This is a genomic window from Pseudomonas sp. B26(2017) (assembly GCF_002113045.1).
Classification (GTDB): Bacteria; Pseudomonadota; Gammaproteobacteria; order Pseudomonadales; family Pseudomonadaceae; genus Aquipseudomonas.
This window is the reverse complement of sequence record NZ_NEJJ01000001.1, coordinates 290,164-305,745: the sequence shown is the minus strand read 5'-3', so window position 1 is coordinate 305,745 and position 15,582 is coordinate 290,164. Positions and strand designations below refer to the sequence as shown.

The 15,582-nt window shown below is 61.7% G+C and carries 15 protein-coding genes; 12 read left to right on the top strand and 3 right to left on the bottom strand.

Annotated features, from left to right (window positions below):
- Positions 1-20 precede the first annotated feature (20 nt).
- On the top strand, positions 21-548 hold the full coding sequence (locus CAF79_RS01310; RefSeq protein WP_085696081.1) for a GNAT family N-acetyltransferase: 528 nt from the start codon (positions 21-23) through the stop codon (positions 546-548).
- Here CAF79_RS01310 and CAF79_RS01305 read toward each other — a convergent pair.
- Positions 532-1,497 (bottom strand): LysR family transcriptional regulator, encoded by a 966-nt coding sequence (locus CAF79_RS01305; protein ID WP_085696080.1) that lies wholly within the window; start codon positions 1,495-1,497, stop codon positions 532-534. The genes CAF79_RS01310 and CAF79_RS01305 overlap by 17 nt on opposite strands.
- A gap of 308 nt (positions 1,498-1,805) precedes the next feature.
- Between CAF79_RS01305 and argH the strand changes: the two genes are divergently transcribed.
- The 11 genes from argH (at position 1,806) to CAF79_RS01250 (ending at position 13,547) form a co-directional block, all read left to right on the top strand.
- A complete protein-coding gene (argH, locus tag CAF79_RS01300) occupies positions 1,806-3,233 on the top strand; it encodes an argininosuccinate lyase (RefSeq protein ID WP_085696079.1) in 1,428 nt (475 codons plus the stop codon).
- Positions 3,234-3,294: 61 nt separating this feature from the next.
- Complete coding sequence (locus CAF79_RS01295) at positions 3,295-4,173, top strand: amino acid ABC transporter permease (protein ID WP_085687163.1); 879 nt, start codon at positions 3,295-3,297, stop codon at positions 4,171-4,173.
- Positions 4,174-4,183: 10 nt separating this feature from the next.
- The gene (locus tag CAF79_RS01290; protein ID WP_007951284.1) at positions 4,184-4,948 is read left to right on the top strand and encodes an amino acid ABC transporter ATP-binding protein; all 765 of its coding nucleotides are present in this window, start codon (positions 4,184-4,186) and stop codon (positions 4,946-4,948) included.
- Between the two features lie 39 nt (positions 4,949-4,987).
- Positions 4,988-5,812 carry an ABC transporter substrate-binding protein gene (locus tag CAF79_RS01285; RefSeq protein WP_085696078.1) on the top strand — a complete coding sequence of 275 codons (825 nt, stop codon included), beginning with the start codon at positions 4,988-4,990 and terminating at the stop codon, positions 5,810-5,812.
- 163 nt (positions 5,813-5,975) lie between these two features.
- Entirely contained in the window at positions 5,976-6,824 is an 849-nt protein-coding gene (locus tag CAF79_RS01280; RefSeq protein WP_085696077.1) for a polysaccharide deacetylase, read from the top strand.
- On the top strand, positions 6,817-7,707 hold the full coding sequence (locus CAF79_RS01275) for a polysaccharide deacetylase (RefSeq protein WP_085696076.1): 891 nt from the start codon (positions 6,817-6,819) through the stop codon (positions 7,705-7,707). The genes CAF79_RS01280 and CAF79_RS01275 overlap by 8 nt, the downstream gene beginning before the upstream one ends.
- Positions 7,704-9,056: an MmgE/PrpD family protein gene (locus CAF79_RS01270; protein ID WP_085696075.1), complete on the top strand. Its 1,353-nt coding sequence runs from the start codon at positions 7,704-7,706 to the stop codon at positions 9,054-9,056. The genes CAF79_RS01275 and CAF79_RS01270 overlap by 4 nt, the downstream gene beginning before the upstream one ends.
- Positions 9,057-9,073: 17 nt before the next feature.
- Positions 9,074-10,252: an MFS transporter gene (locus CAF79_RS01265; protein ID WP_085696074.1), complete on the top strand. Its 1,179-nt coding sequence runs from the start codon at positions 9,074-9,076 to the stop codon at positions 10,250-10,252.
- A 156-nt stretch (positions 10,253-10,408) separates the two neighbouring features.
- Positions 10,409-11,095 (top strand): HPP family protein, encoded by a 687-nt coding sequence (locus CAF79_RS01260; RefSeq protein ID WP_085696073.1) that lies wholly within the window; start codon positions 10,409-10,411, stop codon positions 11,093-11,095.
- Between the two features lie 190 nt (positions 11,096-11,285).
- Positions 11,286-12,392 carry an enoyl-CoA hydratase/isomerase family protein gene (locus CAF79_RS01255; RefSeq protein WP_085696072.1) on the top strand — a complete coding sequence of 369 codons (1,107 nt, stop codon included), beginning with the start codon at positions 11,286-11,288 and terminating at the stop codon, positions 12,390-12,392.
- Between the two features lie 3 nt (positions 12,393-12,395).
- Positions 12,396-13,547, top strand: a complete 1,152-nt coding sequence (locus tag CAF79_RS01250) for an acyl-CoA dehydrogenase family protein (protein WP_039768643.1) — start codon at positions 12,396-12,398, stop codon at positions 13,545-13,547.
- Between the two features lie 100 nt (positions 13,548-13,647).
- Here CAF79_RS01250 and CAF79_RS01245 read toward each other — a convergent pair whose 3' ends face one another.
- Both CAF79_RS01245 and CAF79_RS01240 read right to left on the bottom strand, forming a co-directional pair.
- Complete coding sequence (locus CAF79_RS01245; RefSeq protein ID WP_085696071.1) at positions 13,648-14,421, bottom strand: enoyl-CoA hydratase; 774 nt, start codon at positions 14,419-14,421, stop codon at positions 13,648-13,650.
- Positions 14,422-14,435: 14 nt separating this feature from the next.
- Positions 14,436-15,563 (bottom strand): acyl-CoA dehydrogenase, encoded by a 1,128-nt coding sequence (locus CAF79_RS01240; RefSeq protein ID WP_085696070.1) that lies wholly within the window; start codon positions 15,561-15,563, stop codon positions 14,436-14,438.
- Positions 15,564-15,582: the final 19 nt, after the last annotated feature.

Sequence of the window (15,582 nt, the reverse complement as noted above, 5' to 3'; positions counted from 1 at the left end):
TCGACAGGGACCGCTGACTGATGACCTTTACCGTGCGACTGGCCCTGGCAGCCGATGCCATCGCCCTCCCCGCCATCGAGCGTTCGGCCGCTGCGCTGTTTCGCCTCGACCCGTCACTGGCCTGGCTGGCAGATGCCGCTGTGCCGCAGGCCTCGGCGCATTTAGCGGCCATTGAACGGGACGAACTGTGGGTGGCGGAAAACAACGACGGGCAACTTGCAGGTTTTTTAAGGGCGATGACTGTCGATCAACAGTTGCACATTGAGGAACTGTCCGTCAGCCAACACTTTCAAGGTCGGGGCGTCGGTCGCAAGTTGCTGTTGTCGGCGATTGAACAGGCGCGTCTGTGGCAACTTCGGGCAGTGACGCTGACGACGTCTCGCGACCTTGCATGGAATGCACCGTTCTATCAGCGCATGGGTTTTGCGCTATTGAACGCCGAAGACTGCGACGCGCGCCTGAACCAAGTATTGCGCAATGAAATCGCTCACGGATTGCCCGGCGAGCGACGTTGCGCCATGCGCCTGGTGCTCACGCCGTCGCCTTGAGATCAACCCCCAACGCCTGGGCAAACGCCTTGACCAACGGGCTGCGCACGGTGTTGTGTCGCAGGATCAGATTGAACGGCGTGTCGAAGTGGATCAGCTCCGGGCACACCGCGCGAAACTGCCCGGCGGCCACCAGCGTGGCGGCGTAATGCTGGGGCAGAAAGCCCACGAAACGCCCGGTCTTGATCAACAACGCCACCGCTTCGACCTGGGTCGCCGAGGCGGAATAACTGTCGTAGCGGGCAAAGTTGAGCTTGTCGCGATGGATCGCATAGCGGTGGTTGATGCACTCGTAATCCTGCAGCACGTTGCCGCCTATCTGGTCTGCCGGCAGGTCGAACAACGGGTGGCCGACGGCGCAGTAAGCCTGCGAGCGTTCTTCATAGAGCGGGTAATAATCGAATTCTTCGCGCTTTTGATAAACCGGAACGATTCCGGCCACTAAGCGACCTTCCACTACGCCTCTTTCAACTTCATCCAACTGGGTCGCCTGAAGTTGAAACCTTACTTTCGGCGAGTGCTCATTTATTTTTCTAAGCGCGGCAACTAACGGCGAATTATCGTCGCTGATCGTATTGTCGATCACCCCCACTCCCAGATCACCGATAAGTTCATTCTGCGCCGAACTAAGACGGTCACGAAAGTTGTCGACCGAGGCAAACAAGTCAATCGACGCCTGATACACCAGACGCCCCTCTTCGGTCAGGTGAAACCCTTCGCGACCCCGGGTACACAGGCGCATGCCGATGCGAATTTCCAGGTCGGAGATCTGCTTGCTGATCGCGGCCAGGCCCACGTTCAGCTCGTTTTGCGCCGCGCTGAAGCCGCCGGCCTCGACCACCGCCTTGAACACCTTGAGCAGTTTGAAATCCAGTCCGCTGAGGGCCAAAGGTGCCCGGTGAGCGGTTTTGACCGGTGGGTTTCCGGAATTGGAAAGTGGGGTTTCCATAATGCTGATTTACCTCTGGCGCAATGTTCAACAATCTGTGTCCAACAACAAAAACATCGCCGGCTAATAATAATGACCACAGAAAACAAGCCTTGGCAACCGCCAAAAAATCCCGAACATCAGTGCCAACTCACTGATCGGCAAACATAAAAAGCTGACACTTCGATCAGCTCTTGTCTCTTTGCAACTGCCCTCTTGAAAACTGCTTTGGCCTGATTCCGTCCGCGGCTGTTCGCTAAATAGCCAGCGCGATTTTCAGGGCCATGCACACCGATTTCAGTTCGCTTTACCGACGAGGAAAACAACAAATGTCTCAAACCACCGACCGTCTCTGGGGCGCCCGTTTCAAAAGCGGCCCGTCTGCCGCCCTGGCGGCCCTGTCTCGTTGCCCCGAGCGCTATTTCCGCCTGACGCCGTACGATCTGGCCGGCTCCAAGGCCCACGCCGGGGAACTGCAACGTGCCGGCCTGCTGGACGAGCAGGAAACCCGCACGATGATTGAAGCCCTGGACGGCATCGGTGCCGATTTCGCTGCCGGGTGCATCGCCCCGACGCTGGACGACGAAGACGTTCACACCTTCATCGAACGCCTGCTGACCGAGCGCCTGGGCGCGCTGGGCGGCAAGCTGCGCGCCGGCCGCTCGCGCAACGACCAGACCGCCAACGATCTGCGCCTGTTCCTGCGCGATCACGTGCGCACCCTGGCCGTGGAAGTGCTGGCCCTGCAAACGGCGCTGGTGGATCAGGCCGAGCAGCACGTCGAAAGCATCTGCCCCGGTTTCACCCACTTGCAGCAGGCGCAACCGATCGTGTTCGCCCATCACCTGCTGGCCCACGCCCAATCGATGTTGCGTGACGTGCAGCGCCTGGTGGACTGGGACGCACGCACTTCGCTGTCGCCCCTCGGTGCTGCGGCCATGGCCGGTTCCGCCATCGCTCGCCAGCCGCAGCAATCGGCCAAGGAAATGGGCTACGCCGGGGTTTGCGAAAACTCCATCGACGCCGTGGCCAGCCGCGATCACGTCGCCGAATTCCTGTTCATCGCCAGCATGCTCGGAATCAATATCTCGCGTCTGGCCGAAGAGTTCTGCCTGTGGTCGTCGCGCCAGTTCCGCTGGGTCGATCTGGATGACGCCTACGCCACCGGCAGCTCGATCATGCCGCAGAAGAAAAACCCCGACATCGCCGAACTGGCCCGGGGGAAGGCTGGCCGCCTGATCGGCAACCTGACCGGCCTGCTCTCGACGCTCAAATCCCTGCCGCTGTCGTACAACCGCGACCTGAGCGAAGACAAGAACGGCGTGCTCGACAGTGTCGACACCCTGCTGCTGGTGCTGCCGGCCATGGCCGGAATGGTTGCGACCATGACCGTCAATGTCGAGGAACTGCGGCGTCAGGCGCCGCTGGGTTTCACCCTCGCCACCGAAGTCGCCGACTGGCTGGCGGTGCGCGGTGTGCCGTTCAAGGAAGCCCACGAAATCACCGGAGCGCTGGTGCAAGCCTGCGAAAAACACGACCTCGAATTGTGGGAAGCCTCGCCGGCATTGCTGGCCGAGATCGACCCGCGCCTCACGGCAGACGTGCGTGACAGCCTGACCCTGGAAGCCGCCATCGCTGCCCGCAGCGGTTGGGGCGGCACCGCGCCGCAACAGGTGCGCGAGCAGATCGGCCGCTTGAAAACCGCCCTCGCCGCACAGCAGCAGTGGACCGAAAACTACCAGGGCTTCCGCCTCTGAGCCGGGTCCCCCTCCCACCGGGAGGGGGTTGATCGAAAAGTACAGTGTACGGAGAAACACCATGAGCCAGACTCAGGCAGAACGACTCCAGGCGGAGCGCAAACTGGCGGAAAACCAGTTCGACATTACCCAGTACCAACACGTGCCACGGCGTTATTACGGGCGGATTTTCTTCGCCACCGTGATCGTCATCGCCATCATCGGCCTGGTGCGGGCCTTCGCCGAAGGCAAGATCGAATGGTCGTACATCGGCCAGTTCCTCACCTCCGAAGCGATCATGTGGGGCCTGTTCAACACGATCATCATGGCCGTGCTGGCCATGGCGCTGGGTATCGTGTTCGGGGTCATCACCGCCATCATGCGCATGTCGGCCAACCCGATCCTGCGCTACGTGGCAGTGACCTACACCTGGCTGTTTCGCGGTACGCCGCTGATTCTGCAACTGCTGTTGTGGTTCAACCTGGCGCTGATCTTCCCCACCATCGGCATTCCCGGCCTGTTCCAGCTCGACACCGTGAGCCTGATGACGCCGTTCGTGGCCGCCCTGCTCGGCTTGAGCATCAACCAGGGCGCCTACACCGCAGAAGTGGTACGCGCCGGCCTGCTGTCGGTGGACACCGGCCAGTACGAAGCGGCCAAGTCGATCGGCATGCCACGCCTGCAAGCGCTGCGCCGGATCATCTTGCCCCAGGCCATGCGAATCATCATTCCGCCGGTCGGCAACGAATTTATCGGCATGGTGAAAATGACCTCGCTGGCGAGCGTGATCCAGTACTCGGAACTGCTCTACAACGCCCAGAACATCTACTACGCCAACGCCCGGGTCATGGAGCTGCTGATCGTCGCCGGTATCTGGTACCTGGCCACCGTCACCGTCCTGTCCTTTGGTCAAAGCCGTCTGGAGCGTCGTTTCGCTCGCGGCGCCGGCAAGCGTTCTTGAGGAATCCGTCATGAGAAGCATCGTCAAGGCCGTGAGCCTGAACAAATATTACGACCAGTACCACGCGCTCAAGGACATCAACATCGAGGTTGAGCAAGGCGAAGTGCTGTGCATCATCGGCCCGTCCGGCTCGGGCAAGAGCACCCTGCTGCGCTGCGTCAATCAGCTGGAAAAGATCGACAAGGGCGGCCTCTGGGTCGACGGCGAACTGGTCGGCTACCGCGTCGTCGGGCACAAGCTGCACGAACTCAACGAGTCGCAGATCGCTCGCCAGCGCCTGGCCACCGGAATGGTGTTCCAGCGCTTCAATCTGTTTCCGCACATGACTGTGCTGCAAAACATCATCGAGGGCCCGTGTCAGGTGCTCAAGCGTTCGCCCAAGGAGGCGCACGAAGAAGCCCTGGAACTGCTGGCCCGGGTCGGCCTGGCCGATAAACGCAACAGCTACCCGATTGAACTCTCGGGCGGTCAGCAGCAACGGGTGGCGATTGCCCGCGCCCTGGCCATGCGACCCAAGCTGATGCTGTTCGATGAACCTACTTCGGCACTCGACCCGGAACTGGTCGGTGAGGTGCTGTCGGTAATGCGCGATCTGGCGCAGACCGGCATGACCATGATCGTCGTCACCCATGAACTGGGCTTCGCCCGGGAGGTTTCCAACCGCATGGTGTTCATGGACGGCGGGCAGATCGTGGAGGCTGGAAGCCCCGAAGAAATACTAATAAGTCCGCAAAACCCGCGCACCCAAAGCTTCATTTCTGCCGTTCGAACCTGAGGCCCCTTTGGCCTTCACAACACTCATAAGAGAACGTCCATGAAGAACTTCGTCATTCCAGCAGTACTCACCTCCCTCATGTCTTGCGGTTTCGCCGTGGCCGCCGACTTGCCGGCCAGCATCAAGGAGAAAGGCGAGATCGTCGTCGCGATCATGCCCAACTATCCGCCGATGGATTTCAAGGATCCGGCCACCAACAAGCTCACCGGCCTTGACTACGACCTGGGCAACGCCCTGGCCGAACGCCTCGGGGTCAAGATCAAGTGGCAGGAAACCGGCTTCGAGCAAATGATCAACGCCCTGACCACCGAACGCGTGGACATGGTCCTGTCGGGCATGACCGACACCGCCGAGCGTCAGGCCAGCGTGACCTTCGTCGACTACTTCACCAGCGGCCCGCAGTTCTACACCTTGCAGAAAAACACCGCGACCAACGAGATCATCGACCTGTGCGGCAAGAAAGTCGGCACCAGCCGCCGCACCACCTTCCCGTCGGAAATTGCCGAGTGGAGCAAGGCCAACTGTGAAGCGGCCGGCAAGCCTGCGATCAACGTGGTCGGCACCGAAGGCTCGGCCGACGCCCGCGCCCAACTGCGCCAGAGCCGCATTGATGCGGCGATGCAGGGCAGCGAAACCCTGTCGTACCTCAAGACCCAGGAAAAGGACATGTACAAAACGGTCGGCCAACCGATCTCCGTGCAGTTCACCGGGCTGGGTGTGAGCAAGAAGAAGCCTGAGCTGAGTGAAGCCGTGAAAGTGGCGCTGCAGAGCATGGTGGATGACGGCAGCTATGGCGCGATTCTGAAGAAGTGGGATCTGGAATTGGGTGCGATCAAGGAAGTGACCATTAACGCGGGCAAGTAATCCGGTCAGCGCCACCTTTCCATTGTGGGAGCGAGCTTGCTCTGGGCGGCATTCCGACGAAGTCAGTGTGTCATTCACCAGAGATGTCGACTGACATGGCCTCATCGCGAGCAAGCTCGCTCCCACAGGTACAGCGTACGTCCCTACATGTGTGGAGCGCCCAATGCTCAGTTCACCCCAACCCGCCTGGCCCGACCAGCACAAAGCCTGCCTGGCCCTGGCCTTCGACCTCGACGGCCCGACCGGCGATGCCATGCTCAACAACTCGATCTGGCACAAACCCGAGTATTTCGGCTTCGGCGGCTACGGCCCTTACCGCGCCCTGCCGCGCTTGCTGGATCTGCTCGATACCTTCAAGATCCCGACCACCTTCTTCGTCCCCGCGTGGGTCGTGGAAAACTGGCCGAAACAATGCCAGGCCATCGTCGAACGCGGCCATGAAGTCGCCTACCACGGCTACAAGCACGAATCCTTCTACGCCCTGACGCTGGATCAGCAGCAGGCCGTGATGAACAAATCCCGCGACGTCTTCTGGCAATACCTGCACATCCGCGCCGAGGGCTTTCGCACGCCGTCCGGCGATTGGCGCGCCGAAACCCCGGCGATGCTGGCCGACAACGGCGTGATCTATTCCAGCAGCATGCGCGGCGACGATCGCCCGTATCTGGTCAACGTCCCCGGCCACGACACGCCGCTGGTGGAAATTCCCGGCCGCTGGGAAATGGACGACTACGCCTCCCTCGCCTACACCCGCGCACCGAACTTTCCGTCCGGGCTCGACCGCACCGCCAGCTACGAGCTGACCCTCGACAACTGGCAGCGCGAGTACGACGGCGCGATGGACGAAGGCCTGTGCCTGACCACCCTGTTCCACCCGAAAATCACTGGCAAACCGGGACGCATCCTGTTGCTGGAGAAACTCTTCGAACACATGCGCCAGCGCGAAGACGTGTGGTTTGCCACCTGCCGCGACGTCGCACGCTGGTGGCTGAAGGAGCATCACCATGGCTGACGCGAATAATCTCTGGCCTGCCGGTAAACGCTGCGCGGTGGTGCTGACCGTCGACTACAACGATATCCACGGCATTCTCACCCAGGCCCCGGAAGTCGCCGGGCGCGACAAGACGCTGTCGGTGTGGCGCTACGGCACCCAACGCGGCGTCGAGCGTTTGCTCGGCCTTTTCAGGGAACTCGGGGTGCGCAGCAGCTGGTTCGTGCCCGGCATCGTCGCCGAGGAAAACCCGCAGCATATCGTCGCGATCCAGGCTGACGGCCATGAAATCGCCTGCGCCGGCTACCGCCATCAGGATTACGACACGCTGGATCTGGCGACACAAAGCGCAGAGGTCGCCAAGGGTTGTGCTGCGCTGGAAGCCTTGACCGGCGTGCATCCCAGCGGTTTCCGGATCCCTGCGGGCAACGGCGCGCCGGGCTTCATCGAAGCCTTGAAAGACCACGGCATTCACTGGTCGTCATCATGGCGCGGCGATGACCTGCCCTTCCTTCATCCAACCGCGCCTGAAGTCGTCGAGTTGCCGTTGCATTACGAACTGGAAGACGAACCCTATTTCGCCTTCAACCTGAGCCCGGCCGTGCCGCCGGCGCAATCGCGGATCGCCTCCTACAGCCATACCCTGGGCAACCTGCAAATGGACTTCGCCGGATTTCACCGCTTCGGCCTGTGCTACGTGCTGCGCCTGCATCCGGAAATCATTGCCACGCCAGGGCGCATCGGCGTGCTGCGCGAATTGCTGCAATGCATTCAGCAGCATGACGACGTGTGGATCGCCACCGGCGCCGAAGTCGCGCAGTGGTGGGCGCAAACGGCGGCGCCGGTCGCGCAGGATCATCCGGCGTCGGTGTATGAACGCCATTATCGGGACTACCTCGTATGACGGAACGCATGCAGCGGCTGGCGCAGTTTTGCGTCGAGACCCGGTTTGAAGACCTGCCGCCGGCGTTGGTGGAACAGGCCAAACGGCACATTCTCGACACCTTCGGCGCAGCACTGGCCGGGGCCGACAGCGCGGTAGCGCTTCAGGCACGGCAGGTGTTCGCTGCAGAGCCGGGCACCGCGCGGGTCTGGGGTTCGTCACTGCGCGTCGGCGCGGGGCATGCGGCGTTGCTCAATGGCATCGCTGCCCACGCGCTGGAACTGGACGACACCGGCGGTTGCGACCACTCGGGCGCGGTGGTGTTGCCGGCAGTGATGGCGGCGCTATCGCTGGTGGATCGGCCGGTAGACGGTCGCGAGTTCATCACCGCCGTGGTGATCGGCTACGAAATCGGCCGGCGGGTGCTGGAAGCCTGCGGCAGTTATTCGGCGCACAACGGCGCCGGCTGGCATTCCACCGCCACCTGCGGCGTGTTCGGCGCGGCGGCGGCCTGTGCGCGGATCTTTGCGCTGGATCTCGGGCAAACCGTGTCGGCGCTCGGCATCGCCGGCAGTTTCAGCGGTGGGTTGTGGGCGTTCATCCATGACGGTTCGCAAAGCAAGAAACTGCACAGCGGCCGTGCGGCCGAGGGCGGTTTGCTCGCGGCGCGTTTTGCTCGCGAAGGTGTCAGTGGGCCGTCGATGTTGTTCGAGGATGTCTGGGGTGGTTTTCTTAAAACCCTCGCGCCGGGCAGTGCGCAGCCGGATGCGCTGAATGCTGATTTGCAACGGGTCTGGAAACTCGCGCGCTGTTCGATCAAACCCTATGCCGCGTGTCGTGGCACTCATTCGGCCATCGATGCGCTCGGTTTGTTGCTGGAGCAATTACAGGTCGGCGCGGATCAGGTGGAAGACGTCCAGGTGAGTTTGTGCGGGTTTCTGCTCGACATGTGCGGCGGTCGCGACACCCGAAGTCTGGCCGCTGCGCAGATGAGCCTGCCCTACGCCCTCGCCGCGCGACTGGTACACGGTCATTGCCGGTTGGAGGCTTATGACGAACAGCCACGCAACGATCCGCGCATTGCCCACTGGCTGACGCGCATTCGCCTTGAAGTGGATGAGCGACTGTCGGAGGATGGCGAGCCGGTAGTCGTCGTTCGAACCCGCGACGGTCGCGAAGCAAGCCTGTGTGTCGAGGTGCCGCTGGGCGCGCCGGGTAATCCGCTGAGTGAGGCGGCGCTGGAGGAGAAGTTTTTCAGTCTGGCGTTGCGGGTGATTTCACCGCTCAAGGCCGAGCCGCTATTCGCGCAGCTACGACAGCTGCAAACGCTGGATTCCGTGCGCGATCTCGAGCACCTGTTAACCGAATAAGGACATTTGATTTTTCCGTGGCCACCTACTCGCTCGTTATCCGCCGCCTGATGATCGTCTCGCTGACCATCGTCGTCAGCCGCGCCATCACCAGTCCGTTGCTCACACTGTTCTTGAGCAACAAGCTCGGCCTCAACCAACAGGACGTCGGATTGTTGCTGGGCATCGCGGTGTTTATCGCCACCCTGCTTGCGCTGTACGGCGGTTACATCATCGACCGGCTCGAGAAGCGTCGGTTGCTGATTCTGGCGATGCTCTCCAGTGCCATCGGCTTCGTGCTGCTGACCTTCGCCAAAGATCTGTACCTGACCACCCTGACGCTGGTCATTACTGAAACCGCCTCGGCGCTGTTCCTGATCGGCTCCAAGGCGATCCTCAGTGAAAACCTGCCCATGGGCCAGCGGGCCAAGGCGTTCTCGCTGCGCTACACCCTGACCAACATCGGCTACGCCACCGGCCCGATGCTCGGTGTGGTGATCGCCGGGGTGTATCCGATTGCGCCGTTCCTGATTGCTGCCGGCATCGCTTTCGGCAGCATCTTCCTGATGATCGGCATCCCGAAAGACGCCAGTCCGGTCGCCGCCATCGGCCAACCGCAGAGCTTCCTGAAAACCCTGATTACCCTGAAAAACGACCGCACGCTGATCATGTTCACTTGCGGTTGCCTGCTCAGCACCGTGGTTCACGGGCGTTTCACGCTGTACCTGTCGCAATACCTGCTGGTGGTCGAAGACTCGCAGCGAGCCCTGCAAACCATGGCCGCCCTGCTCGCCTGCAACGCCATCGCGGTGATCCTGTTGCAGTACCAGATCGGCCGTTTTCTCAACCGGGAAAAACTGCGCTACTGGATCGCCGCCGGCACCAGCCTGTTCATCCTCGGCCTGATCGGCTTCAGCCTGGCCGACAGCCTGGTGACCTGGTGCATCGCCATGTTCATCTTCACCCTTGGCGAGATGATCATTTACCCGTCGGAATTCCTGTTCGTCGACACCCTGGCCCCGGAGGAACTGCGCGGCAGCTATTACGGCGCGCAGAATCTGGCGGCGCTGGGCGGCGCATTGAGCCCGGTGATTTGCGGTTTCCTGCTGATGCATACGCCGGCGCCGACGATGTTCTACGCCCTCAGCGCACTGACCGCGCTGGGTGGTTTTCTGTGTTTCATGAGCGGGCGGCGCGTGGCTTTACTGCATAAATAATGCACTGAAACTGCATTTATATGAATTTGTCAGCATCGTGATTGCTTGGCACACTGTGCGCGTTCCTCCCCCAATAGTTGGAACTCTTCGAAGGACTTTCCGCGTTTACGGACAGTCCTTTTTTTTGCCCTGAATTTCACAAAGGATCGAATCTGCATGCTCGCTCGCTGGTTGCCCGCCGCCATCAACACCCGCCCCACCGAATGGAGCCGCGCCGCCATCGGTATGGCGCTGGGCACGTTGTTCAGCGTGTGGGCATGCAGTCAGGTGTTCGGCATTGAAGTGGCCTACCACCTGATCGGCCCGCTGGGCGCTTCGGCGGTGCTGCTGTTCGCGGTATCGTCCGGCGCACTCGCCCAGCCTTGGTCGATCATCGGTGGCTACCTGTGCGCGGGTGTCGTCGCGTTGCTGGTGGCCCACGTCCTCGGCCGAACCCTGGGCAGCGCCTGCCTCGCGGCGGGCGTGGCGCTGATCCTGATGTGCTGGCTGCGCTGCCTGCATCCACCGGCCGGCGCCGTCGCGTTGACCATGGTGCTGGCCGACCCGATGACCATCTCCATGGACTGGAAAGCCCTGGAACCGGTGATGCTCAGCGCCGCATGCCTGCTGCTGACCGCACTGGCCTACAACAACCTCACCCGCATCCGCTACCCGAAACGCCCCGCCGAACCGGCGCCGGCCGTAGCGCCGGTGGATATTCAGTCCATCACGGCCGAGGATCTGAAACGGGCGCTGGCGGATATGGAAGCGTTCATCGATGTCACACCGGAGGATCTGGAGCAGCTGATTCATGCCAGTGAGTTGCATGCCAGGCGGCGGAGCATTGGCCAGGTGTTCAGCTGAACCAGGAGCCCGCGCCTGTCAGCGTTGTCGATTGAAAAGAAGCGGCGATCCCGTGCATTTGGCCTAAGGCAAAAATGCAGACAGCCCGTGCACATATCCCCGTTGTACACGGCAAATTTGCACTGTTACGATCCGGTAACGCTCGCGCGCGAGCTTCTCGAATAAAGACAATAAAAGCAGGGAGTTAGTGATGACTGCTCAGGCTTCATCCCCGCGGACTTCGTCCATGGATGCCACGCCACACGAAGTGTTGGCCGAGGTTCGCAATCACATCGGTCATCTGACCCTCAACCGCCCCGCCGGTCTCAATGCCCTGACCCTCGACATGGTGCGCCAGCTCCAGCAACACCTGGACGCCTGGGCCGCTGATGCCGATATCCACGCGGTCACGCTGCGCGGTGCCGGCGAGAAAGCCTTCTGTGCCGGGGGCGACATTCGCTCCCTGTACGACAGCCATAAAAGCGGCGACACGCTGCACGAAGATTTCTTCGTCGAGGAATACGCCCTCGACCTGACGATCCACCACTACCGCAAACCGGTGCTGGCGCTGATGGACGGTTTCGTTCTCGGCGGCGGCATGGGTCTGGTGCAAGGCGCTGATCTGCGGGTAGTCACCGAGAAAAGCCGTCTGGCGATGCCGGAAGTGGCGATCGGGTATTTCCCGGATGTCGGTGGCAGCTATTTCCTGCCGCGCATTCCCGGCGAGCTGGGGATTTACCTGGGTGTCAGCGGCGTGCAGATCCGGGCGTCGGATGCGCTGTATTGCGGCCTCGCCGACTGGTATCTGGACAGCAGCAAACTCGGCACCCTCGACGAACAGCTCGACCAGTTGCAGTGGCACGACACGCCGCTGAAAGACCTGCAAAACCTGCTGGCCCGCCACGCGGTGCAAACCTTGCCGGATGCGCCGCTTGAAGCCTTGCGCCCGGCCATCGACCACTTCTTTGCCTTGCCTGACGTGCCGAGCATCGTCGAGCAACTGCGCGCCGTGACCGTCGCCGACAGCCACGAATGGGCGACCACCACCGCCGACCTGCTGGAAACCCGTTCGCCGCTGGCGATGGGCGTGACCCTGGAAATGCTCCGTCGCGGCCGGCACCTGAGCCTGGAACACTGCTTCGCCCTCGAACTGCATCTGGATCGCCAGTGGTTCGAGCGCGGCGACCTGATCGAAGGGGTGCGTGCCTTGCTGATCGACAAAGACAAATCACCGCGCTGGAACCCGCCGACGCTTGCTGCGCTGCACGCCGAGCACATCGCGAGTTTCTTCCACGGTTTTGAAGAGAGCGGGAGCTGAGCCATGCACGATCTCGAATTGACTGAAGACCAGGTAATGATCCGCGACATGGCCCGGGACTTTGCCCGTGGCGAAATCGCGCCACACGCGCAAGCCTGGGAAAAGGCCGGCTGGATCGATGACGGTCTGGTGGCGAAGATGGGTGAACTCGGCCTGCTGGGCATGGTAGTGCCGGAAGAATGGGGCGGCACTTACGTCGACTACGTGGCTTATGCGCTGGCGGTGGAAGAAATTTCCGCCGGTGACGGCGCGACCGGCGCGTTCATGAGCATTCACAACTCGGTGGGTTGTGGGCCGGTGCTCAATTACGGCAGCGAAGAACAGAAACAGACCTGGCTGGCCGATTTGGCCAGCGGCGCAGTGATCGGCTGCTTCTGCCTGACCGAACCCCAGGCCGGCTCCGAAGCGCACAACTTGCGCACCCGCGCCGAACTGCGCGACGGGCAATGGGTGATCAACGGCGCCAAGCAATTCGTCAGCAACGGCAAGCGGGCGAAGCTGGCAATCGTGTTTGCGGTGACCGATCCGGATCTCGGCAAGCGCGGCATCTCGGCGTTTCTGGTGCCGACCGATACGCCGGGCTTCATCGTCGATCGCACCGAACACAAGATGGGCATTCGCGCCTCCGACACCTGCGCGGTGACGCTGAACAATTGCAGCATTCCTGAAGCAAATCTGTTGGGTGAACGCGGTAAAGGTTTGGCGATTGCCCTTTCCAACCTGGAAGGCGGACGCATCGGCATTGCCGCGCAAGCATTGGGCATCGCCCGTGCGGCATTCGAAGCGGCGCTGGGTTACGCCCGTGATCGGGTGCAGTTCGGCAAGGCCATTGTCGAACACCAGAGCATCGCCAATCTGCTGGCGGACATGCAGATGCAGATCAACGCGGCACGCTTGATGATTCTGCATGCGGCGCGACTGAGAACAGCGGGTAAGCCGTGTCTGTCGGAGGCTTCGCAGGCCAAGCTGTTTGCTTCGGAAATGGCTGAGAAGGTGTGCTCGTCAGCGATTCAGATTCATGGCGGGTACGGGTATCTGGAGGATTACCCGGTGGAGAAGTATTACCGGGATGCGCGGATTACCCAGATTTATGAAGGGTCCAGCGAAATACAGCGGATGGTGATTGCGCGGGAGTTGAAGAACTACCAGCTCTAAAAGCTTCGCGAGCAAGCTCTGCTCCCACAGGGATTGGTGTAAACCTCAGATCCAATGTGGGAGCTGGCTTGCCAGCGATGGCGTCAGTGAATACGCCGCGTTACTTGCCCTGGAACTCCGGCGACCGCTTGGCCACAAACGCCGCCATGCCTTCCTTCTGATCCTGCGTCGCAAATGCCGCATGGAACACCCGACGCTCGAAACGCACGCCTTCAGTCAGGTTCACTTCGAACGCGCGGTTGACGCTTTCCTTGACCATCATCGCAATCGGCAACGATTTGCTGGCGATCACCGCTGCGACTTTCAGCGCTTCATCCAGCAACTCGGCACTCGGCACGATGCGCGCGACGATGCCGCAACGCTCGGCTTCCACCGCGTCGATCAAACGTCCGCTCAGGCACATCTCCATCGCTTTGGCCTTGCCTACAGCGCGGGTCAGGCGCTGGGTACCGCCCATGCCCGGCAGCACGCCGAGGTTGATTTCCGGCTGGCCAAACCTGGCGTTGTCGCCAGCCAGGATGAAGTCGCACATCAGCGCCAGTTCACAGCCGCCGCCGAGAGCAAAACCGTTGACCGCAGCGATGATCGGTTTGCGGCGGTTAGCCACGCGGTCGCTGTCGCTGAACAGGTCGTCCATGTAGATCTGCGGGTAGGTCAGATCAGCCATTTCCTTGATGTCGGCGCCGGCGGCAAAGGCTTTGGTCGAGCCGGTGATGACGATGCAACCAATGTTTGCGTCGGCTTCGAAACCATCGAGCGCGCGGTTCACTTCGCTGACCAGTTGCGCGTTGAGGGCATTCAGCGCCTGCGGGCGATTGAGGGTGATCAGGCCGACGCGGCCATGGGTTTCCAGCAAGATCGTTTCGTAACTCATGTGCAGATTCCTTCTCAAAGATTGCGCGAAATGACCATGCGCTGAATGTCGCTGGTGCCTTCGTAGATCTGGCAGACCCGCACGTCGCGGTAGATGCGCTCCAGCGGGAAGTCGTTGAGGTAACCGTAACCGCCGAGGGTTTGCAAGGCCATGGAGCAGACCTTCTCGGCCATTTCCGAGGCGAACAGCTTGGCCATCGACGCTTCGACCAGCGCCGGCTGACCGCTGTCACGCAGGGCGGCGGCGTAGTGCACCATCTGCCGCGCCACGGCGATCTGGGTCGCCATGTCCGCCAGGCGGAACGCCACAGCCTGATGCTCGATGATCGGCTTGCCGAAACTGTCGCGCTCGCGGGCGTAATCACGGGCGGCTTCGAACGCGGCGCGGGCCATGCCCACCGCTTGCGAAGCGATGCCGACGCGGCCGCCTTCGAGGTTGGCCAGGGCGATCTTGTAGCCCTCGCCCTCCTCGCCCAAACGGTTGGCCACCGGCACTTTCACGTCTTCGAACAGGATCTGGCAGGTGTCCGAGGCGTGCTGGCCGAGCTTGTCTTCAACCCGGGCGACTTTGTAGCCCGGCGAGTCGGTCGGAACGATGAAGGCGCTGATCCCGCGCTTGCCGGCACTCGGGTCGGTGACCGCAAACACGATCACGACCCCGGCGTTCTGCCCGGAGGTAATGAACTGTTTGCAACCGTTGAGCACATAGTGATCGCCTTCAAGGCGTGCCCGGGTTTTCAGGCTGCCGGCATCGGAACCGGCCTGGGGTTCGGTCAACGCGAAAGCACCGAGCATCTCGCCGCTGGCCAGCGGTTTGAGGAAGCGCTCGCGCTGGTCGTCGTTGCCGAACTTGAGGATCGGCACGCAACCCACCGAGTTGTGCACGCTCATGATGGTCGAGCAGGCACCGTCGCCGGCGGCGATTTCTTCCAGGGCCATGGCGTAGGCCAGGTAACCGGTGTCGCAACCGCCCCACTGCTCCGGCACCAGTATGCCGAAGAAGCCCAGTTCGGCCATTTCGCCGATGGCTTCTTTCGGGAAGCGATGCTCGCGGTCCCACTCGGCAGCAAACGGTTTCAGCCGTTCCTCGGCAAACTGCCGGGCCATGTCGCGGATTTGTTGTTGGTCATCGTTGGGAATCATGGCAAATCCTTACTCGGGT

Bases quoted from the DNA above. Each gene is read 5' to 3' on its own strand.
- CAF79_RS01240 (WP_085696070.1), bottom strand. From the start codon at position 15,563: ATGATTCCCAACGATGACCAACAACAAATCCGCGACATGGCCCGGCAG.
- CAF79_RS01290 (WP_007951284.1), top strand. From the start codon at position 4,184: ATGAGAAGCATCGTCAAGGCCGTGAGCCTGAACAAATATTACGACCAG.
- CAF79_RS01250 (WP_039768643.1), top strand. From the start codon at position 12,396: ATGCACGATCTCGAATTGACTGAAGACCAGGTAATGATCCGCGACATG.
- argH (WP_085696079.1), top strand. From the start codon at position 1,806: ATGTCTCAAACCACCGACCGTCTCTGGGGCGCCCGTTTCAAAAGCGGC.
- CAF79_RS01260 (WP_085696073.1), top strand. From the start codon at position 10,409: ATGCTCGCTCGCTGGTTGCCCGCCGCCATCAACACCCGCCCCACCGAA.
- CAF79_RS01275 (WP_085696076.1), top strand. From the start codon at position 6,817: ATGGCTGACGCGAATAATCTCTGGCCTGCCGGTAAACGCTGCGCGGTG.
- CAF79_RS01285 (WP_085696078.1), top strand. From the start codon at position 4,988: ATGAAGAACTTCGTCATTCCAGCAGTACTCACCTCCCTCATGTCTTGC.
- CAF79_RS01310 (WP_085696081.1), top strand. From the start codon at position 21: ATGACCTTTACCGTGCGACTGGCCCTGGCAGCCGATGCCATCGCCCTC.
- CAF79_RS01245 (WP_085696071.1), bottom strand. From the start codon at position 14,421: ATGAGTTACGAAACGATCTTGCTGGAAACCCATGGCCGCGTCGGCCTG.
- CAF79_RS01270 (WP_085696075.1), top strand. From the start codon at position 7,704: ATGACGGAACGCATGCAGCGGCTGGCGCAGTTTTGCGTCGAGACCCGG.
- CAF79_RS01280 (WP_085696077.1), top strand. From the start codon at position 5,976: ATGCTCAGTTCACCCCAACCCGCCTGGCCCGACCAGCACAAAGCCTGC.
- CAF79_RS01255 (WP_085696072.1), top strand. From the start codon at position 11,286: ATGACTGCTCAGGCTTCATCCCCGCGGACTTCGTCCATGGATGCCACG.
- CAF79_RS01305 (WP_085696080.1), bottom strand. From the start codon at position 1,497: ATGGAAACCCCACTTTCCAATTCCGGAAACCCACCGGTCAAAACCGCT.
- CAF79_RS01295 (WP_085687163.1), top strand. From the start codon at position 3,295: ATGAGCCAGACTCAGGCAGAACGACTCCAGGCGGAGCGCAAACTGGCG.